At 63.3% G+C, this 19,219-nt stretch carries 20 protein-coding genes; 10 read left to right on the forward strand and 10 right to left on the reverse strand.

Annotated elements, in window-relative coordinates; genetic code table 11:
• Window positions 1–217: 217 nt before the first annotated feature.
• Window positions 218–751 (reverse strand): tetratricopeptide repeat protein, encoded by a 534-nt coding sequence (locus FJ949_RS12060; protein WP_140495965.1) that lies wholly within the window; start codon window positions 749–751, stop codon window positions 218–220.
• A gap of 150 nt (window positions 752–901) precedes the next feature.
• Here FJ949_RS12060 and FJ949_RS12065 point away from each other — a divergent pair, with 150 nt between their 5' ends.
• The 4 genes from FJ949_RS12065 (at window position 902) to FJ949_RS12080 (ending at window position 4,201) form a co-directional block, all read left to right on the forward strand.
• Window positions 902–1,327, forward strand: coding sequence for a DUF3775 domain-containing protein (locus tag FJ949_RS12065; protein ID WP_140495966.1), 426 nt, complete (start codon window positions 902–904; stop codon window positions 1,325–1,327).
• Window positions 1,328–1,526: 199 nt separating this feature from the next.
• A complete protein-coding gene (locus FJ949_RS12070) occupies window positions 1,527–2,507 on the forward strand; it encodes an extensin family protein (RefSeq protein WP_224646967.1) in 981 nt (326 codons plus the stop codon).
• Between the two features lie 109 nt (window positions 2,508–2,616).
• Window positions 2,617–3,432 carry an extensin family protein gene (locus tag FJ949_RS12075; protein WP_140495967.1) on the forward strand — a complete coding sequence of 272 codons (816 nt, stop codon included), beginning with the start codon at window positions 2,617–2,619 and terminating at the stop codon, window positions 3,430–3,432.
• A gap of 61 nt (window positions 3,433–3,493) precedes the next feature.
• Window positions 3,494–4,201, forward strand: a complete 708-nt coding sequence (locus FJ949_RS12080) for an LssY C-terminal domain-containing protein (protein ID WP_140495968.1) — start codon at window positions 3,494–3,496, stop codon at window positions 4,199–4,201.
• Between the two features lie 9 nt (window positions 4,202–4,210).
• On the opposite strand, the gene FJ949_RS12085 is transcribed toward FJ949_RS12080, so the two are convergent.
• The gene (locus FJ949_RS12085; protein ID WP_140495969.1) at window positions 4,211–5,233 is read right to left on the reverse strand and encodes an NAD(P)-dependent alcohol dehydrogenase; all 1,023 of its coding nucleotides are present in this window, start codon (window positions 5,231–5,233) and stop codon (window positions 4,211–4,213) included.
• A gap of 124 nt (window positions 5,234–5,357) precedes the next feature.
• On the opposite strand from FJ949_RS12085, the gene FJ949_RS12090 reads away from it, so the two are divergent.
• Complete coding sequence (locus FJ949_RS12090; protein ID WP_140495970.1) at window positions 5,358–6,272, forward strand: LysR family transcriptional regulator; 915 nt, start codon at window positions 5,358–5,360, stop codon at window positions 6,270–6,272.
• 81 nt (window positions 6,273–6,353) lie between these two features.
• The gene (locus tag FJ949_RS12095; RefSeq protein WP_140495971.1) at window positions 6,354–7,664 is read left to right on the forward strand and encodes a hemolysin family protein; all 1,311 of its coding nucleotides are present in this window, start codon (window positions 6,354–6,356) and stop codon (window positions 7,662–7,664) included.
• A 50-nt stretch (window positions 7,665–7,714) separates the two neighbouring features.
• On the opposite strand, the gene FJ949_RS12100 is transcribed toward FJ949_RS12095, so the two are convergent.
• The 4 genes from FJ949_RS12100 to FJ949_RS12115 form a co-directional block, all read right to left on the reverse strand.
• Complete coding sequence (locus tag FJ949_RS12100) at window positions 7,715–9,031, reverse strand: HlyD family type I secretion periplasmic adaptor subunit (protein ID WP_140495972.1); 1,317 nt, start codon at window positions 9,029–9,031, stop codon at window positions 7,715–7,717.
• A gap of 3 nt (window positions 9,032–9,034) precedes the next feature.
• Complete coding sequence (locus FJ949_RS12105) at window positions 9,035–10,777, reverse strand: type I secretion system permease/ATPase (RefSeq protein WP_140495973.1); 1,743 nt, start codon at window positions 10,775–10,777, stop codon at window positions 9,035–9,037.
• A gap of 45 nt (window positions 10,778–10,822) precedes the next feature.
• On the reverse strand, window positions 10,823–12,247 hold the full coding sequence (locus FJ949_RS12110) for a family 16 glycosylhydrolase (protein ID WP_140495974.1): 1,425 nt from the start codon (window positions 12,245–12,247) through the stop codon (window positions 10,823–10,825).
• Window positions 12,248–12,654: 407 nt separating this feature from the next.
• Window positions 12,655–13,533: a DMT family transporter gene (locus FJ949_RS12115; protein WP_140496414.1), complete on the reverse strand. Its 879-nt coding sequence runs from the start codon at window positions 13,531–13,533 to the stop codon at window positions 12,655–12,657.
• Between the two features lie 295 nt (window positions 13,534–13,828).
• Here FJ949_RS12115 and FJ949_RS12120 point away from each other — a divergent pair, with 295 nt between their 5' ends.
• Together FJ949_RS12120 and FJ949_RS12125 are read left to right on the forward strand one after the other, a co-directional pair.
• A complete protein-coding gene (locus FJ949_RS12120; protein WP_246674162.1) occupies window positions 13,829–14,221 on the forward strand; it encodes a gamma-glutamylcyclotransferase family protein in 393 nt (130 codons plus the stop codon).
• A gap of 155 nt (window positions 14,222–14,376) precedes the next feature.
• On the forward strand, window positions 14,377–14,898 hold the full coding sequence (locus FJ949_RS12125) for a hypothetical protein (protein WP_181167232.1): 522 nt from the start codon (window positions 14,377–14,379) through the stop codon (window positions 14,896–14,898).
• 61 nt (window positions 14,899–14,959) lie between these two features.
• Here FJ949_RS12125 and FJ949_RS12130 read toward each other — a convergent pair whose 3' ends face one another.
• Window positions 14,960–15,937, reverse strand: coding sequence for a zinc-binding dehydrogenase (locus tag FJ949_RS12130; RefSeq protein ID WP_140495975.1), 978 nt, complete (start codon window positions 15,935–15,937; stop codon window positions 14,960–14,962).
• Between the two features lie 97 nt (window positions 15,938–16,034).
• Between FJ949_RS12130 and FJ949_RS12135 the strand changes: the two genes are divergently transcribed.
• Window positions 16,035–16,436 carry a helix-turn-helix domain-containing protein gene (locus FJ949_RS12135; protein ID WP_140495976.1) on the forward strand — a complete coding sequence of 134 codons (402 nt, stop codon included), beginning with the start codon at window positions 16,035–16,037 and terminating at the stop codon, window positions 16,434–16,436.
• Window positions 16,437–16,489: 53 nt separating this feature from the next.
• Here FJ949_RS12135 and FJ949_RS12140 read toward each other — a convergent pair whose 3' ends face one another.
• Entirely contained in the window at window positions 16,490–17,095 is a 606-nt protein-coding gene (locus FJ949_RS12140) for an NADPH-dependent FMN reductase (protein ID WP_140495977.1), read from the reverse strand.
• A gap of 104 nt (window positions 17,096–17,199) precedes the next feature.
• Between FJ949_RS12140 and FJ949_RS12145 the strand changes: the two genes are divergently transcribed.
• Complete coding sequence (locus FJ949_RS12145) at window positions 17,200–17,568, forward strand: helix-turn-helix domain-containing protein (protein WP_181165214.1); 369 nt, start codon at window positions 17,200–17,202, stop codon at window positions 17,566–17,568.
• 94 nt (window positions 17,569–17,662) lie between these two features.
• Here the strand turns inward: FJ949_RS12145 and FJ949_RS12150 are convergent, their stop codons facing one another.
• Together FJ949_RS12150 and FJ949_RS12155 are read right to left on the reverse strand one after the other, a co-directional pair.
• A complete protein-coding gene (locus FJ949_RS12150) occupies window positions 17,663–18,058 on the reverse strand; it encodes an acyl-CoA thioesterase (RefSeq protein ID WP_091579483.1) in 396 nt (131 codons plus the stop codon).
• 128 nt (window positions 18,059–18,186) lie between these two features.
• Window positions 18,187–19,128, reverse strand: a complete 942-nt coding sequence (locus FJ949_RS12155; protein ID WP_140495979.1) for a phosphoribosylaminoimidazolesuccinocarboxamide synthase — start codon at window positions 19,126–19,128, stop codon at window positions 18,187–18,189.
• Window positions 19,129–19,219 lie beyond the last annotated feature (91 nt).

Below are 19,219 nucleotides of genomic sequence, written 5' to 3' on the forward strand. Positions count from 1 at the left end.
GATGGTGCAAAAAGAAAACGGTCCGGCAGCCTCGGGCTAACGGAACCGTTCACCGCAATTTCCCTGAATATAGCAATCTTTGCGGGCTTTTCACGCCCAAAAATCGGTTTCTGAAGAAATCATCACCGTTTTCGCGCGCGCCGTCGCAGGAGCCGGCATGGCAACAAAAAACCGGCCGTGATTGCTCGCGGCCGGTTCGAAAAGGCATTGAGGGGGGTCAGCTCCTCATGAAATGGTCGATCTGTTCGGCCAGCATGCCGTATTCGCGTGAACCCTTGCCGGTTCGCTTTTCGATCTCCATCAGCTGTTGCTGGGCGCCGGCCAGGTCGCCGATCTGGAGATGGGCTTCGCCGAGATATTCGCGCACCAGCGTGTAGTTGGGATCGATGCGCAGCGCTTCCTCGTAATAGCCGAGGCCAACGGCGACGCGGCCGGAATGGCGGTGCGAATAGCCGAGATAGTTGAGGATGCGCGGGTCCTGCTTGTTGGCGGCGAGGCTGAGCACGGCGATCGCCTCGTCATAGCGGCCGGCCATCGCCAGGTCATGCCCGGCATCATAGATGCTGTCGTCGTCCAGCATGCCTTCCTGGGGTGCGACGCACTTGTTCTTCTTCTTGTCCCAGACCATGCCTTTCTTGCATTTGGTGGTCGTACTGGTGTCGTCACCGCTGCCTGCGGCAAACACCGGAACGGCAAGGAACTGCAGAGCGAGAAGCGCGCTCGCCGCCTGGATCAGCACTCTTTTATGCATCGGAGCCTCCTGGAGGGGTGAGAATGCAACACTAACGCAGCGTGTCGGCGGTTTCATCCCGGAAAAAAGCAAGGGGCTAACATGAGGTGACGGATGCTCGAAATCCGCTATCATCGGCGGCGATGAAAGCTGAGCCAGCGGAGACCGCCAGTGCAGCGACGGCTTGAAAAGAAATGGGATTTGACGATCGGGCCCGACACCGTGCGGCTGTTCATCCTCAAATGCAAGGCGTTGAGCGCCGCGATCAATGAAGACTATGCCGACGGCGCCGAACACGAAATCGAGTTCGATGGAAACACCCGTGACAATCATCATCATGACGGACTCGCCGAGGAAAGCTCGGAAAACCTGACCGAAGAGGAACTGCGCGAGCTGATCAACGACCTCAATGTCGACGAGGCGGCCGAGCTCGTCGCGCTCGCTTGGGTCGGCCGTGGCGACTACGATGCCTCGGAATGGGCCGACGCCGTCGCCGCCGCGCGCGAGCGCGCCAACAAGCACACGGCCAAATACCTGCTCGGCTTGCCGTTGCTCGCCGATTGGCTGGAGGAAGGGCTGGAAGCGATCGGTGCGTAACGCGCCGGTAATCGATTGTGATCGGGCCTAAGCGCCTTCCAGGCAACTTCGAGCATCCCGGCACCGTTTCGAGGCGATGGCAACACTGAGCTTTTCCCGAAAATACAGGATTGCATTGGTCATGGTCGTGACAGCACTGCTGGTGACGCCGGCCGATGCCAGGCATCGTCACAGGCATCACGAGCCGCTTTCACCACGGGTGGAACAGCCACTGACGCCGCGGGTTGACCGGCCGCTGAAGCCGCGCGGCGAAAGGCATCGCAAGCCGAAGCCGGCACGGCAGAGGACGCAAAATCCGAAGCCGGTACGTGCGGATGTCCCAGTGCCTGAACCGCGCCCCGCTGACGCGCCAGAGGCGACAGAACCGAACACGCAAAATCCAGCCGCAACATCCGACCGGTTTCAGGAGGAAGGATCCCCTCGGAAGCAACAAGCCCGGCCCGAGCCGCCAGCCGATGCGAAAGGCGAACCGGAGCCGCCAGCCGTGGCGCCGACGCCGACACAAAGGCCTGAGACTGCGGAACCGGAGGTTGAGCCGCCGGCCCTCGCCCCGCCACCGCCGCCAAAGCCGGCGGACGCGGACAAAAAGGAGATGCTTCCCGATCCGCGTTCGGCTGACCTGCCAGACGCGAAAATGCCTGCCGAGGAAGTCGCCTGCCGCGAGCGGCTGAGGGGTCTCGGTGTCGAATTCGAGGAGCACAAGGCTGAAAGCGATCGCGATATCGGCTGTTCGATCCCCTATCCCCTGGTGCTGAAGAGCCTTGGCAAGTCGATCGCCATTGCCCCGGGCGCCGAGCTCAATTGCGCAATGGCCGAGGCGGCGGCACGCTTTGCCGGCAACGTCATCCAGCCGGCGGCGAAAGCCGAATTCGGCACCGACCTGAAATCGATCGGCCAGGCATCGGCCTTTGTGTGCCGGCCACGCAACGGCACGCGCAAACTGTCCGAACATGCCTTCGGCAATGCGCTCGATATTGCCAGCTTCACACTTGCGGACGGCAGGACGATCGAGGTCGGCCCGGCGCCACCGGACAAGGACGCCAAATTCCTCGACGCGGTGCGCAAGGCCGCCTGCGGGCCGTTCAAGACCGTGCTGGGCCCGGGCAGCGATGCCGATCATTCGCTGCATTTGCACCTCGACCTCGAGCCGCGCCGCCACGGCGGTACCTTCTGCCAGTAGGGCCGGCTCAGAAGCGATGCCGCAATTCGGCCGCAGGCATGAACGCCGGCGCTGATTTTTCCTTTACCGTTGATCGTTAAAATCCCGCCTATCGGGAAAGGGACTGCCGATGGACGGGATATTTCGTGCCGCGCTGGCGCTTGCGCGGCAATCGAAACGCGCGCGCGCCGCGGCCGGCGGGCTGGCCGCCCTGCTTGCGCTGGCCGCGGTGTCGGCCTGCAACACCGGCAACGTGCTGGCACTGGAGCCAGCCGTCGATGTCGGCGCGCAGACCGCGGCCGTGCCGCAATATTCAGGCATGCAGCGGCTGGTTCCTTCCAATCCCTACATGACGCAGGCCGCCTATCCACGCATGGACGAGCCGATGTCGCCGGTCGAGCAGATGCCGGCCAGCGAGACCGACTGCCGTCAGCAGCTGAGGCGCCTCGGCGTCACCTTCACCGACCTGGCGCCGATCCATGAAGGCCAGTGCGGCATCGACTATCCGGTGAAGGTTTCGGCCATCGGCAGCGTCGAGATGAAGCCCGCCGCGACGCTGACCTGCGACATGGCCGCCAGCTTCGCCGCGTGGACGAAGAACGAGCTCGTTCCTTCCGCCCGCTGGCGCTACTTTTCCGGCGTCAGGACCATCCACCAGGGTTCCAGCTATTCCTGCCGCAATATCGCCGGCGAAGGCGTGCTGTCGGAACACGGCAAGGGCAACGCGCTCGACGTCATGAGCATCGAACTCAACAATGGCGACGACATCGACGTGCGCAAGCCCGGCCTGTTCGCCTTCCGCACCCGCGGCTTCCTCAACAATGTGCGCGCCGACGGCTGCCAGTATTTCACCACCGTGCTCGGCCCCGGCTACAACTACGACCACCGCAACCATTTCCACTTCGACATCAAGAACCGCAAGAGCGGCTATCGCGCCTGCCGCTGATCCCTTTGCCTGGCGGCGGCTTCGCCGCCTACAGTGACGTCGTAGAACTCGAGCGGCATCGATGAGCCAACGAAGCTTCCGACGACGCGCTGCGACCTGGCTGGTGTTGCTCCTGGCGACCTATCTGGTGCTGGCCTATGTCGCCGCGCCGGAATTCTGGACGTTTCGCGATCGCGGCTTTCGCAGCCAAAGCTTCGAGATGGTGACGCACACCCCGCAAGGCATTCCGGGCGACCCGATCAATGTCGGCCTGATCGGCACGCAAAAGGAGGTTGTCCATGCCTTCGCCGTCGCTGGCTGGGACACGGCCGACGCCGTGACGCTGAGAACCGCGATCGATATTGGCCAAAGCGTCTTGTTTTCGCGCCCCTATCCGGACGCGCCGGTGAGCCGGCTGCTGTTCGAAGGCCGCGCTCAGGATCTTGCCTTCGAGAAGCCGGTCGGCGGCAGCGCCGACCGCCGTCACCATGTGCGCTTCTGGCAGACTGATGCCACCGGCGACGACGGCCGTCCGCTATGGCTGGGCTCGGCCAGTTTCGACCGTGGCGTGGGCCTGAGCCACGACACCGGCGCCATCACCCATCATATCGGCCCCGACATCGATGCCGAACGCGACTTTCTTATCCAGGATTTGACCGCCGCCGGAATGCTGATCTCAACCAGCGACCTGGAAGGCATCGGCGCCACCACGCACGGGCGCAATGGCGGCGGCGACCCCTATTTCACCGACGGCAAGGCCGTGCTCGGCGTGCTGAAGCAACTGCCATGATGCCTGAAGTCAGCTCGTGGCGACCACGACCTTGCCGAACGGTCCCTTCTCCAGATGCTGGAAGGCCTGCTCCACCTCCTCGAAGCCGAAGACCTTGTCGACCACCGGCCGGATACCGAGCACCTCGATCGCCTGGTTCATCCGCTCGAAGGCGCGGCGATGACCGATCGATATCCCTTGCACGACGATGCGATTGCGCAGGAACGGCACGATCGGAAAGCTGAGTTCCATCGAGCCCAGCAGGCCGATGACCGACAGGCGGCCGTCGGCGGCCAGGGCATCGAGCGATCGCCGCGCATTGTCGCCGCCGACCATCTCCAGGATATGGTTGACGCCGGTTCCACCCGTCAGGTCACGCGCGGCTTCGTCCCATGCCGGCTGGGTGCGGTAGTTGATCACTTGCCAGGCGCCGAGTTTCCTGGCCCGTTCGAGCTTGTCGTCGCTGCTCGAGGTGACGATGGCGCGCAGGCCGAAAGCGGCCGCGAATTGCAGTGCAAACAGCGACACGCCGCCGGTACCCTGGATAAGAATGGTCTGGCCGGGCACCGGCTTCGTCGCCTCCGCCAAGGCAAACCACGCCGTCAGCGCCGCGATCGGCAGCGTCGAGGCCTCGGCGTCGCTGAGCGAAGGCGGCGCCAGCACGACGGCATCCTCGTGAAGCAGCACGTAATCGGACAAGGTGCCGGGCAGTGACAATCCCAGCGTGTGCTGGTGAAGCACCGGCGGCGCATCGCCGTCAGGCCAGTCGGCGATCACTTGGCCCAGCACGCGTTGCCCGGCCTGGAAGCGGCTGACGCCGCCGCCGACCGCCACGACCTCGCCCACCGCATCCGATGTCGGCACGAAGGGAAAGACGAGGTCCGGGATCAGCACCCCGTCTAGGATCATTCGATCCTTGTAATTCAGCGATATGGCCTTGATCCGCACCAGCAGCTCATGAGGCCCAGGTGCGAGTATCTTTCCCTGCGCCGGTTGCAGCTTGGACAGGCCAAAACCGGTCATTTGCCAGGATCTGTTGATGTCCCTGTTCATCTCGTCTGCTCCGGATTGAGTTGCTGGCGAGATCTTTACGTCATTCCACTATAGAAAAAAGTGCTTCTATGTGGCATAATTGGAAACGAATTGAAGATCATTATTCTACAATAGGGACACAGCCATGGAATCCGCCGATCTGCAGGGCATTGTCGCCTTCGTTCAAACGATCGAAGCCGGCAGCTTCACCAGTGCGGGAGAACGGCTGCGCGTGACGAAATCGGCGGTCGGCAAATCGATCGCACAGCTGGAGCATCGGCTTGGCGTGCGTCTGCTCAATCGCACCACCCGCAGCCTGAGCCCGACAAGCGAAGGCCTCAGCTATTACGAAGCCTGCGTCAGGGCGCTGTCCGAAATCGAAGCCGCCCAGTCGCTGCTTGCCTCGCACCGGCAAGTGCCCTCGGGCCGGCTTCGGGTCGATTTGCCGTCGGCCTTCGGCCAGCGCTGCGTTGCCCCAGTTTTGTTCGACATTTCCAAGCGCTTCCCCGATCTGGCGATGGAGATCTCCTTCAACGACCGTCGCGTCGATCTCATCGAAGAAAGCATCGACCTGGCAGTTCGCATGGGCGAGCTCGACGACAGCCTGTCGCTCGCGGCGCGGCGGCTCTATGTCCAACGCTCGTGCGTATTGGCCGCCCCCGCCTACCTCGAGGAGCACGGCAGGCCGCGAACGATCGAGGAGCTCGCCGCTCATAAGCTGATCGGCTACACCCGTAACGGCGTCGCCCATCCCTGGACCATAAGGCACGCCGACGGCCAAATCGGAAAGTTCACACCGCGGGCAAGGCTGGTCCTCGACAATGGCGAGCCGATGCTCGACGCCGCCCTTGCCGGCTGCGGCATCACCTTCCTGCCGACATGGTTGGCGGCGGACAGCCTCAGGAGCGGTGCGCTCGAAATGGTGCTGTCGGACCGCCTCGTCGAAAACATTGCCGTCCACGCCGTTTGGCCGGTGACGCGAGCAGTGACGCCGAAGGTCCGCGTCGTAGTCGATGCGCTGGTCGAGCATTTTTCGGCGCCGCCCTGGGATGCCACCTGACGGGGCCGCATGCGCTGTCATCTTCCTGAAAACGGCTGCTGACTATTTTCCAATCCAGCACGGCAATGCTATTGACCCCTGATGCTATATGTTGAAATCGCCACCGTGGTCGTCCTCATCTGCGTGAACGGCCTTCTGGCAATGTCCGAGCTTGCCATCGTCTCGTCGCGGCCGGCCCGCCTCAAGGCAATGATCGATCGCGAGGTTAAGGGCGCCGGCCGGGCGCTTGCGCTTGGCTCCAACCCCGGCAAGTTCCTGTCCTCGGTACAGATCGGCATCACCCTGGTCGGCGTGCTGTCCGGCGCCTTTTCCGGCGCCACGCTCGGCGAAAGGCTGGCGCAGTTCCTGGCCTCGAACGGCATCCGCGAAAACATCGCCGATCCGCTCGGCGTCGGCATCGTCGTGGCCATCATCACCTATGCCTCGCTGATCATCGGTGAGCTCGTGCCCAAGCAGATCGCGCTGCGCGACCCCGAGCGGGTCGCCGTGCGCGCCGCCCCGGCCATGACCGTCCTCGCCACCGTCTCGGCGCCGCTGGTCTTCCTGCTCGATATCTCGGGCCGCGCCGTGCTTTGGCTGCTCGGCCAGCGCGGCGAGAGCGAGGAGAAGGTTACCGATGAGGAGATCAAGATGCTGGTCGCCGAGGCCGAGCATCACGGCACCATCGAGTCCGACGAGCGCCGCATGATCGCCGGCGTCATGCGGCTTGGCGACCGCGCCGTGCGCGCCGTCATGACGCCGCGCACCGAGGTCGACTGGATCAACCTCCAGTCCGACGATGCGACCACCCGCAAGCTCCTGATGGATACGCAGCATTCGCGCTTGCCCGCCGGCGACGGCGGCGTCGACGCCATGATCGGTGTCGTCCAGACGCGCGACGTGCTCGCGGCATTGCTGGGCGGCCGCGCGCTCGACCCGCGTCGGCACGTGCGCACCGCGCCCATCGTGCACGATCAGGCCGACGCGCTCGACGTGCTGCAGACGCTGAAGGAATCCGACGTGCCGATGGCGCTGGTGCACGACGAATACGGCCATTTCGAAGGCATCGTCACCCCCGCCGACATCCTGGAGGCCATCACCGGTGTCTTCCGTTCCGACCTCGAAGCCGGCGAGGAGGAGAATGCCGTCAAGCGCGACGACGGCTCATGGCTGCTTGCCGGCTATATGCAGGCCGACGAGATGGCCGAGGTGCTGGGCATCGACTTGCCGGAAAACCGCGACTACGAGACCGTCGCCGGCTATGTGCTGTCGCACATGCACCATCTGCCGGCGACCGGCGAATGCGTCGACGCGCAAGGCTGGCGTTTCGAGGTGGTCGATCTCGACGGCCGCCGCATCGATAAGCTGATCGCCACGCGCCTGCCCAGCGGCCACCGCGAAGTGGTGCGCTGATTGTTCCAACTTTGCCTCGGGCCAAGCGGTCATTGGCCGTCCGTCCGCGCCTACTGCTCCCTGAAGGCGCGGGCGAACGAATCGAGCATCGGCCGCGCGAGATATTCCAGGAAAGTCCGGTCGCCAGTGCTGATGAACGCCTCGACCGGCGTCCCGGGATAGAGCTGTTCGGGCTTCACGCGGGATGGCAGGTCGTCGATCTTCAGCTTCGCCCGGAAATAGGGTTCACGCGTAGCCTCGTCGATCAGCCGATCCGCGGAAATCTGTGTCACGGTGGCTGGAACCTCGGGCGTGAGCCGCGTGTTCAAGGCGGACAATCGCAGTTTCGCCGGCTGGCCGACGCGCACCTGATCGATGTCCTTCGGCCGCAGCTTCGCGTCGACGACCAATCCCGATGCCGTCGGCAGGATCTCCATGATCTTTTCGCCCGGGGCAACTACGCTGCCCTTGGAATTGTAGGTCGACGACACCACGATGCCCGCTGCCGGCGCCTTGATTGTCGTGCGCCGCAGCACCGCCGCGGCCGCCCTGATCTGTTCCTCGACGTCGGCCAGGTTGGAGCGAACCTCGTCCAACTTCGTCAGCGCCTCCTCCACCCGTTGCGTGGTCAAGCGCTCGGTCTGCTCCTGCGCCTCGACGATCTGGGTGCTGGCCGATGCAAGACTGGCCTCCAGCGCTCCCGCCTGGCCGACGAGGTCGGCTTCGCTGCGCAGAAGCTGGGAGTATTCGGTGCGGTTGGTCAGGCCTTTGTCCAAAAGGCTGGTCTTGATGCCGAGCTCCTTTTTCACCACGTCTACCTGCTGCTGGATGGCTTGTTTCTGGGCGTTCAATCCCACCACGGACTGGCGATGCATGGCGACCCGCTGCGCGAGGATGGATCGTTCCGACCGGAACCGGGCGAGCCTGGCGTCGAATTCCTTCTGCTGTTCGCGAACCAGCATTTCGAAATCGTGCTGAAGCGGCGCCGGCGCCGCTGTTGTGATCGGCGCCAGCCTGTCCAGCCCGTCCCGCTCCGCCTCTAGCCGCGCCGCACTTGCCCTGAGCGCGATCGACTGCCTCGTCAGCCGGTTGAGCTCGGCCTGCGCGGCGGTTGGATCCAGCACGATCAGATCCTGCGCCTGCCGCACGCGATCGCCTTCGTGGACCAGCAACTCTTGGACGATGCCGCCCTCGGGGTGCTGGATGAGGATGTTGCCTCCCATCGCCGAGATCGTTCCTTGCGTGATCACCGCGCCGGACAAGGGGGCATAGGCCGCCCAATAACCGAAGCAACCTGCAAATATCGCTATCGCCGCATAACCGGCGAATGCCACGCGCCCTGTGTCGGTGCGTGGATTGCGTTCCCCGGCGAGGCTGTGCACTGCCATCATCTACGATCCAAAGCGGGTTTTTTGCGGGGCGCTGCGGAGGGTCGTGGCGAACGACCCCGTCACCACCGTATTCTGCCGGGAAGAATTGCCGGCGAGCGGCTGCCGCAGCAAATCGCTGCTCGGGCCGAAGGCTTCGATCGCGCCGTCGCGCAGCAGCATCACGCGGTCGCAGGCCGCTGCGATCGAAGGGCGGTGCGTGATCACGATCAAGGTAATCCCCGCCGACCGCGCATCCGAGAGCACCGCTTCGAGCGCCGCTTCGCCGGCGCCGTCGAGATGAGCGTTGGGCTCGTCCAGGACGAGAATTCTGGGGTTGCCGTACAGGGCGCGCGCCAGCCCGATCCTTTGGCGCTCGCCGCCCGACAGCGCCCTGTCAGAGAGACCGATCATCGTCTGGTAGCCGTCGCGCTGCGTCAAAATCAGTTCATGGGCCTGGGCACGCTTTGCCGCCTCGACGATCGAGGCGTCATCCGCGTCGGGGTCGAAGCGGCCGACGTTCTCCGCGATCGATCCCGGGAACAGTTCCACCTCCTGCGCGAGATAGCCGATATGCCTTCCAAGCTGCTTTTCGTCCCAGGTCCTGAGATCGGCACCGTCGATCCTGACCGAGCCGCTGACCGGTTGGAGCGCACCGACAAGCAATCTGGCGAGCGTCGATTTGCCGGCTCCGCTCGGGCCGACGATCGCCACCGCCTCGCCGGCCCCGATGTGGAAATTCAGCCTCTTGACGATGGGCGGACCGCCGGGCGTATTCGGCGCGACGTAGATCAGATCCTGCGCCGAAATCGCGCCTGACGGATCAGGCAAGGCCAGTTTTTGCACCGCGGACGGACGTGCCGAAAGGGTTGCCTCCAGCCGTTTCCACGATCGTCTGGCGTCGACGATCTGCCGCCACGAGCCGATCAGTTGGTCGAGCGGCTGCAGCGCGCGCGACGATACCAGGGAAGACGCGAATATCATCCCGGCCGTCATCTTGCCTTGCAGGACCAGCCACGCACCCACGCCCAGTATCGCCAGCTGCAGCATCATCCGCACCGCCCGCGACGTTCCGCTGAAGATCGCATTAGCCGTCGACGCGCGGTCGTGAACGATCAGCGCTTCGGCGACGTGCTTTCCCCAAGCCCGCGCGGCGTTCTGGACCATGCCCATGGCGCGCAGCGTCTCGGCGTCGCGGGCAAAGGCCTGCTCCGACTGGCTGGCGACCGCCGAACGTCGTGAAAACAAAGCGTCGTTCCTGCCGATGGCAAGCTGGGTTGCCAGGACCAGTGCAAGCAGCATCGCCACGCCAGCCAGGGTGAGCCAGAACAGGACGGGATGGATCAGGTAGAGCAGTCCGAGGAAGAACGGAGCAAACGGCAGGTCGAACAGGACCGCCACGCCGCGCGACCTGATGAAGGCGCATACCGAGGCGAGATCACGCAATGGCGACAGGCCTGCGGAGGCGTGGTCGGCGCCAAGCGAAGCGGCGAACGTCTCCGCCCCGAGCTTGCTGTCGATGCTGGCCGCGACGCGCTGCGTGTAAATGGAGCGCACCGCGTCCAGAAAGCCCAGAAAGACCAGCGCGAGAACCGCGATGACCGACAGGTAGACAAGCGTCTCGACATTGGAGGAAGGCAGGACCCGATCATACACCTGCAACAGATAGAGCGGGATCACCAGCAGCAGGACGTTGATCAGCAACGAGAAAACGCCGACATCGGCGATGGCGCGCCACAAGACCGCCCGCAGACCTGACTGTCCCATCGTTCCCGCGCTCCCTTGGCGGCTCATGTCCCGAGACATCGGCGCTCAGACCGAGTGGTCGCCCGCAACGTCCAGGGGGTGGTGCTGCAGGTCATCCAGCGTATAGGCGCGGATATAGTCGATCTTCATCTCCGCCGGCGTGGCGAGATGGTCGGGAGGCGCGCCGGCAAAACCGCCGACGGCTAGATCGGCCAGCATGTACATGGGCGTGTGCATGTCGGACGGCGTCGCGGCTTCGGCGACCTTTACGCCGTCATAGGTCCAGACGAGCGTATCCGGTGTCCACAGCAGGCCATAGGTATGGAAGCCGTCGGTGTCCGAAACATTCACCGAGGAAGAGACCTTGGTGTGCTGTCCCGTCTCGTTCGTGTGCGCCGTCATGATGAGCGTGTTCGGATCCTGCCCGCGCGCTTCCAGGACGTCCAGTTCCGGCGGCCACGAGCCGTCTTCCGGCAGCAGCCAGAAGGCCGGCCAGGCTCCGGCCGTTTCGGGCAGGTCCGCCCGCATTTCGAAATAGCCGTAGGTCTGCGAGAAGCTTTCGTGGGTCGTCAGGATGCCCGAGGTGTATTCGTAATTGTTGATCAGTGGCTTGATGTCTTCGGGCGCTTGCGCCGCAGTGATGGTGAGCACCCCGTTTTCCACGCTGAACGGGTGGACTGAGCTGGTCGGGCCGTAATTGGCGTCGATGTACCATTGCAGCTCCCCATTGCTGCTCAACGTGCTTCCGTTCGGCGCTCCCCACCAGAAGTTGGAATTCCAGGTGCCGTTATGGCCGTTCCAAAGGCTGAGCGTGTTGAAGTCGTCGGAAAAGGACAGCGTCATTCCGGACTTGTCGATCGGCAGTTCGAACTGGCTGGGCGCCAGCTTGTCCACCGTCGTGTTGTTGAACACCAGCACCTCGTCGGATCCGAGATTCAGCAGAAGGTTCGCTCCTGCCTGGGTCATATGTGCCTTGACGTCGTCGAAAGACGTGAAGTCGTAGCCATTGAGGCGGACCGTGTCGTTCGCGCCGAAATCGGTGATCAGGTCGCTTCCATTGCCCCTGGTGATGATGAAAGTGTCGGCGCCGCCGCCGCCGATCAGCACGTCGTTGCCCTGGCCGCCATCCAGCGTCTGATGGCCGGAGCCGCCCTTGATGATGTTGTCCAACGCATTTCCGAACGCATAGCGATTGTTGCCGGTGACGACGAGGTTTTCGAAATTGTCGGGGAGCTTGTAGCTCATCCATGTGTCGATCGTGTCGGTGCCTGCCCCGGGATTCTCCACCACCTTGTTGTTGGTGGAGTAGAGGTGATAATAGTCGTCGCCCGCGCCGCCATAGATGGTGACGTTGACGCTGGCGTCCCCCCAGAAGGAGTCGTTGCCGGAGGTGCCGTGCAATTCCGGCCCGGATCCGGTCGCCGAGAACCAATGGGTGGACGTGCCCGTGTAGGGGAGAGGGATGCCTTTGGCGTTCACGACGGTGCTCATCAGGAAATCCTTTCCTCGCGCCTGTTCAGGTCATTCGAAACGGCAACCGCTTACGGAGCAACGTTGCCATGCACGATGTCGTTCCAGGAGCTTGCCACACAGTTCAGCATTACATCGACTGCTGGGTGACATTTTTCGAAACGAAAGCACTAGAGGCCAAGAAATGGTCTATAAATCGTAATGAAGTCGGTAAAACTTTTAATAAAATTTGCGCTTATACCGAGAAAACGGGGATATACTTGCTGCCACGCCTGGCGTAGGTCACAAAAAAGCGATTCCGGCTTTCTGGCGGGCCGTAACATTGCCGCTCTGGAGCGATGGGCGAATTCAAGGGCTGGCGCATCGAGCGAGGGAACAGGCCTCGGGCCGGCGGCGCAGTGCCTGCTATTTGTCGCAGGGGAACACCGTCAAACCGCGGCTTCGATCGGTTCGGAAAGCTTCGGGTTCGAGCGCGAGGCGATCAGGCAGCTGGCCACGATGAGGCCCGCTCCCGCCAGCGTGGTCCAGGTCACCGCCTCGTCGAAGAAGAACCACCCAAGCGCGATCGCCCAGACAAAGGCGGAGTATTCGGTCGGGATCAGATATTGCGCTTCGGCGCGCGCGTAGGCCCAGCTCATCAGGAATTGGCCGGCGAGCGAAAGCGCCGTCACCCCGGCGAGAGGAAGCCAGAGCTCGCTTGGCAGCGCAATGGCAAGCCAGGGTGCCGCGAGACCGAGGATGACGGCAACGCAAAGGTTTTGGAACAGCATGATTTCGATCGGCTTGGCCAGCAGCGCCTGTTGCCGCGCGAGGATCAGGTTGTAGGCGTAGAACACCGTCGATACCAGCACGGCGGCCGTGCCGAGCAGGGCATCCTCGGCATAGGTCGCATGCCCGAACTGCCCGGCTATTATGATTGCGACACCGGCAATGCCGGCCAGCGATGCCCAGATCGCCTGCCGTTGTATCCGTTCGCCCAACAACAGCGCGGCCAGCAGGAGCGCAAACAGCGGCGCCACGAAACTGAGGCCGATCGCCTCCGCCAGCGGCAGCCTGGCAAGCCCCCAGAAGAACGACAGCAAGACAATGCCGACAACAACGGCACGCAGCGCATGCAGCCTCAACACGGAAAGGGCGGGAAATGAACGCGACCCTGCCGACCAGCCGGCGCCCGCGACCACGGTCGCCAGCATGCTGCGCCATAGCACCGTGTTGTAGACGCCCACGGCAATGACCAGAACCTTCATCGCCGCATCCATCCCCGACAGAAGGAAGATGCCGAGCGCGCACACCAGCACCGGGATCATGGGGGAAACGACGCCTGCCAGGCTGGATGACTTCACGGGGCTTTGCTCATGTGATGGATCGCGGCCGGATATATCAGGGCAGAACGGCCGAGCCAGATGGCAGCTCCGCCCATATGGAGGGCCAACCCGTATCGGTCCGGCATCGCGCGAAAGCAACCTTCACAGCTCCACGCCTCAGCCCAGATACGATGCTGAATCCGCTGTCCTGCTCACTTCCGCTGCCCCGAACGCCGATGAAAACAGATGAACTTCCAAGCTTGGCCGGCGTTCCCCGCGCATGATGCGGAAACTCTTCGTGTTTGGTACCTTGAAGAAAGGCTTTCCCCTTCACGGCGAGGGTTTGTCCGAAGCCGCATTTCTGGGCGCCTACAGGACGCGAGAGCGCTTCCCGATGCTGATCGCTGGACCTCGCTTCGCTCCGATGATGTTCAATGAACCAGGCGTCGGCTTCCAGGTCGGCGGCGAACTCTACGCCGTGGACGATCGCGCCTTGGCAAACCTCGACAGGATCGAATCCGTTGGCAAGCCCGGAAATTTGCGCGTGCTGATCGAAGCAGAGCCTGTCGATGGCGGGCCGCCTGTCTCGGCATACGTCTACATGAAATCCCGGCATCTCGCCGCGCCGATCCACTCCCGATATCTCAAAGACTACAATGATCGGCGCTTCGCGCTTTCATGGGGTGGCTAGAATAACTCCAGGAAACGTGCATGGCGTTTCCCGCCTGGTTCGGCTTTTCTGCGACGCCAAGTGGTTTCACCTCGCCACTGATGCTCCGGCACGTTTTAGCGCCAAGGGATTTTGAGCTAAGGTGACGCATGACCGATACGGCATAGAGCATTCTCATGACTGAACGTACCGGCGCCGGAGACAGCAACACGGCAGTCGCAAGCGATCCTGCCGACGACGATCCTCGCCTGGCATTTATCTATCAGGAGGCGGTGCGAGGCCTCAATCATCAGCAGAATCTCGTCGAGAACATGAACACGCGCGCCGGCAGCCTCATCTTCGCCACCGCGTTTGTAAACTCGTTGCTTGGCGCAAGGGCGCTTTCCGACGGGCTCGGGCTCTGGGATTGGATCGCAGTCGCCCTGCTGTTCGGCATCGGCGGACTAATCGTCTTCCTGCTTTGGCCCTATCACAAATACACGTTCCGCTTCGATCCGGAAGAGCTGCTCCATCAATATGTCGATGGCGACAGGCCGCTGAAGATATCGGCCATGCAGCGCGCGCTTGCCCTTCGCATCAAGGCCGACATGGCCAGCAACTGGCGCATCATCCAGCGGCTTCGGGTAGCATTGCAGATCGCGCTGGTTCTTTTGTTGTTCGATATCCTCGCCTGGCTGTTCGCGATCGCGGGCGTTTGACACGCACGATTTTGGGCCGAAGGCTATTTCCATCCCCAGCGGATTGCCCGGCAGCCCGACACTAAGGCATCAGCACGACCTTGCCGATCGAGCGGTGCTCTTCGAGCAGGCGATGCGCCTCGCCGGCTTGGTCGAGCGGAAAGCGCCCGCCAGTCGTGACGACAATGTCGCCGCTGGCAGCCAGATCGAAAAGCTCCGAAAGGCTCGCTCTCAGCACTCCAAGGGACAGCAGCGGGAGCAGCGCGAAGCCCTTCAACGACTGATTCCTGCCGATCATCGCCTCAAGCCGGGCAACGCCAAGCGCATAGCGGCCAAGTGCTGCAAACACGAGCTCGCCACCGGGCGCCAGCATATCGAGGAAGTCCCCGGTCATCGTTCCGCCGACGGTGTCATAGATCGTATCGAGACCACCCTGCGCGGCGTCTCTGGTTTCGGCCACCCAGTCTCCGGAATGACGATCGATGGCGATGTCGGCACCGTGCGACATGGCGACGTCGAGCTTGGCCTTGCCGCCGGCGAGCCCAATGACCCGGCGCGCGCCTTGGCGCTTCGCCAACTGGACGAGCAACGAACCGACCCCGCCCGCGGCGGCGGGAACCAAAACCGTCCTGTTCGCCGGCGGACTTTGCCGCAACAGATGAAAGGCGGTCAGCCCCTGCACCATCAACGCCGTCGCCTCCTCGAACGAAAGCGGATACGGCAGGGGCACTGCCAAGCCTGCGTCGATCGTCACATACTCGGCATAGCCGCCAAAGGGGCGTGTCGAGGCAAACAAAGGCGCCGCGATCCGGGTCCCGATCAGCGTATCGTCCGCCCCTTGCCCGACGGCCTCCACGACCCCCGCCGCCTCGACGCCGGGAACCATCGGCAATTGCGGCGTGACCGCATAACGATCCGCGCGCATCAGCACCTCGAAGAAGTTGATGCCGGCGGCATGAACGCGGATCAGCACCTCGCCGGCCTGCGGCTCCGGTGTCGGCAGGTCGACAGTCTCCAGCACCTCGGGGCCGCCGAAACGGCTGAATTGTGCGGCTTTCATGGCAAACTCCGATCGCTATGGCATCGGCCGCGGTTTGCCACTATCTGCGAGACCTCGACTACACACTCATTTGTCCCCTGCTGACCAGGTGGTGACCATGGCGGGAATAACCAAGAGACTGCCGATGCTGCCGGCGGAGCGCGCCCTGAAAGTGATCGCAGGGCGCTGGAAGGCGGTCATCCTCTACCATCTCTTCGACGGCCCAAGGCGGCTGACCGCACTCAAGGCGCTGATGCCGGGCATCACCCAGAAAGTGCTGATCCAGCAGCTCCGCGAAATGGAGGAGCACGGTCTCGTCAGCCGCGAAATCTTCGCCGAAGTTCCGTCGCGCGTCGAATATTCCGCCACGCCGCTCGGCCTCAGCCTCGAGCCCATCCTGCTGGCGCTGTGCCAATGGGGCCAGCACCACGCCGACGAACTGAACGAAAAGCATCGCCTTGCCGACTGCGTCATCCGGCCACGACCAGGGCGGGACGAGCAAGCAGCCTTTCGCAATTGAAAAGGGCGGCGCAAGCGCCGCCCCACATCCTTGGGAGGATGATTTCGAGGCGGTCAGGCCGCCTTGATTTCCTCGTCTATGGCGTCGGCCTGGCGCGCGGTCTTGAGCGCCTTGGCCCACCAGGCGACGTCGTTGACGAGCGCGGTCGCGGCCTGGTTCAGGTGCTCGATCTCCTCGAGCTTCTTCTCGCCCTGGCGCACCGCGAGGAAATCGCCCCAGGCGATATGGACGGCCGACTTGACCGGCGCCATCTGCAATTCGACCGCGTGGAGGCGCAGCTGCTCGACAGCACGGGCACCGCCGACGCTGCCATAACCGACGAAGCCGGCCGGCTTCTTGTTCCATTCATTGGCGGCGTAGTCGATGGCGTTCTTCAGCACGGCCGTCGGGCCGTGATTGTACTCGGCGGCGGTGAAGATGAAGCCGTCATATTCGGCGACCTTCTTCTGCCAGCGCTGCGCCACCTCGTTGGTCGATGGCACCCAGGCGGAGGATGCGACCTCATCGAAGAAGGGCATCGGGAAATCGCGCAGGTCAACGACATCGACCTCGATATCGGCATGCGATTTGGCGATCTTGGCGATCCATTGGGTGGGCACGTCGGCGAAGCGCGCGGCGCGTGTCGAACCGACGATGATGGCGATCTTGGGTTTGGACATAGGGGCTCTCCTGGTAAGCAATTCCTGGGCAGGTAAGACTGGTATCGTTTGGATACCGGGGCTATATGAGTTCCTGTCAACTTCATGCGCAAGGAGGCACCTTTTTGTTACTGAGGAACCCGCACAACACCGAAGACTGCCGTGCCGTTTCGGAAATCCTGCAGCGCGTCGGCGACAAGTGGACCGTGCTCGTCGTCGGCAAGCTCGGCGACGGACCGCTGCGCTTCAATGAGCTGCGCGCGGCTGTCGGCGGCATCTCGCAGAAGATGCTGACCACCACCTTGCGAGGGCTGGAACGCGACGGTTTCGTCACCCGCACCGTGTTCCCGACCATTCCGCCGCGCGTCGACTACGAGCTGACCGAACTCGGCCATGAACTGCTGGTCCCCGTCAGCGCGCTCGGCGAATGGGCGCGCAGGAACACCACGCGCGTACGGGCCGCGCGTGCGAAATTCGATGGCCTGCATGGCTGAAATTCTACAGTCGTTCAGCAATCATTGACTGATTGTCTTCGTGTCCGCACCGCCGCCGCAGGGCTGAAAGACAGTTTCACAGCGGTCCCAGGCTTTAGCTTTCGGCCGGAACGGCCTTCGGCTTGCCCTCGCCGTCCAGCGCCACCATGACGAAATCGGCGTGCGTGACCTTTTCCATCAGGTCGGAGAGATAGCGCTGCGCCCAGGCCTCGACCTTGAGCGTCATCGAGGTGCGGCCGACGCGCTCGACATGGGTGTAGATGCACAGCGTATCGCCGATCTTCATCGGCTTGGCGAAGGACATCTCCTTGACCGCCGCCGTCACCACGCGGCCCTTGGCGCGCTCGGCGGCGCGGATGCCGCAGGCCAGGTCCATCTGCGCCATCACCCAGCCGCCGAAAATGTCGCCGGCGGCATTGGCGTCCGAAGGCATGGCCAGCGTGCGCAGCGTCAGATCGCCGATCGGCCGCCCGTCCGCGTAATGCACCATGCGAGTTATCCCCAGAGATTGACTGCCCTGATCCCGTATCGTCAAGGCGCCAACGCGTCAACGCGAGACGATCGCGATCCACGGCTCGGACCTTCATTTCGAGTCCCCCCGCAAGGGCTCGCGGCCTTCTAGAAATAGCGCTCGAGGTTCGCTCGAATGCGATCCAGAACAGTATGCCCGGAAACGTCGGGGACGAACGTCTTGCCGGTGATGGCCTCGTAAGCCTGCGCATAGACTTTGGAGGCCTGTTCGACGATCTCATCCGGGATTTCCGGAATAGGCTCCCTGTAGGGATCGCAGCGCGCCGTCACCCACGATCGGATGAAATCCTTGTCGAAACTCTCCGGCCGAGTGCCGTTCGCCAGGGCCTGTTCGTAACTCCCGGCGATCCAGTACCGGCTGCTGTCGGGCGTGTGGATTTCGTCGGCCAGGATGATCGTCCTGTTTTGGTCGATGCCGAATTCGTATTTCGTGTCGGCGAGGATCAGGCCGCGTTCGGCGGCACGCGCCTGGCCGCGGGCGAACAGGTTCAAGGCGTAGCCCGAGACGGTGTCCCACTGCGCCTGGGTGAGCAGGCCCTGTTCGATGATCTCGGTCCTGGACAGCGGCTCGTCATGGCCGCCATGCGCGGCCTTGCTGGTCGGCGTGATGATCGGTTCGGCCAGCTTCTCATTGTCGCGCAGGCCGTCCGGCAGCCGCATGCCATACATGTCCCGTTCGCCGCGACGATAGCGGGTCAGGATCGAGGTGCTGGTGGTGCCCGCCAGATAGCCGCGCACGACGATCTCGACCGGCAGGATGTCGAGCCTGGTGCCGACGACGACATTCGGGTCGGGATATTCGAGAACATGGTTCGGGCAGATATCGGCGGTTTCCTCGAACCAGTACCGCGCCGTCTGCGTCAGGACCTCGCCCTTGAACGGGATCGAGGTCAGGATGGTGTCGAAGGCGCTGAGGCGGTCTGTGGCGATGATGATGCGCCTCCCGTCCGGGAGGTCGTAATTCTCGCGGACCTTGCCCTTGTAGTGACCCGGCAGTTCGGGAATGAAAGCATCCGACAGGACACGCATGGGATCTCCTGCCTTGCGCAGATTGGCCGATGTCCTCGCATAAGCTGTCGACCCCATGCGTATCAAGCGGGATTGTTAAGGGTTCCCCGCA

The organism is Mesorhizobium sp. B2-4-1, from assembly GCF_006442185.1.
GTDB lineage: Bacteria > Pseudomonadota > Alphaproteobacteria > Rhizobiales > Rhizobiaceae > Mesorhizobium.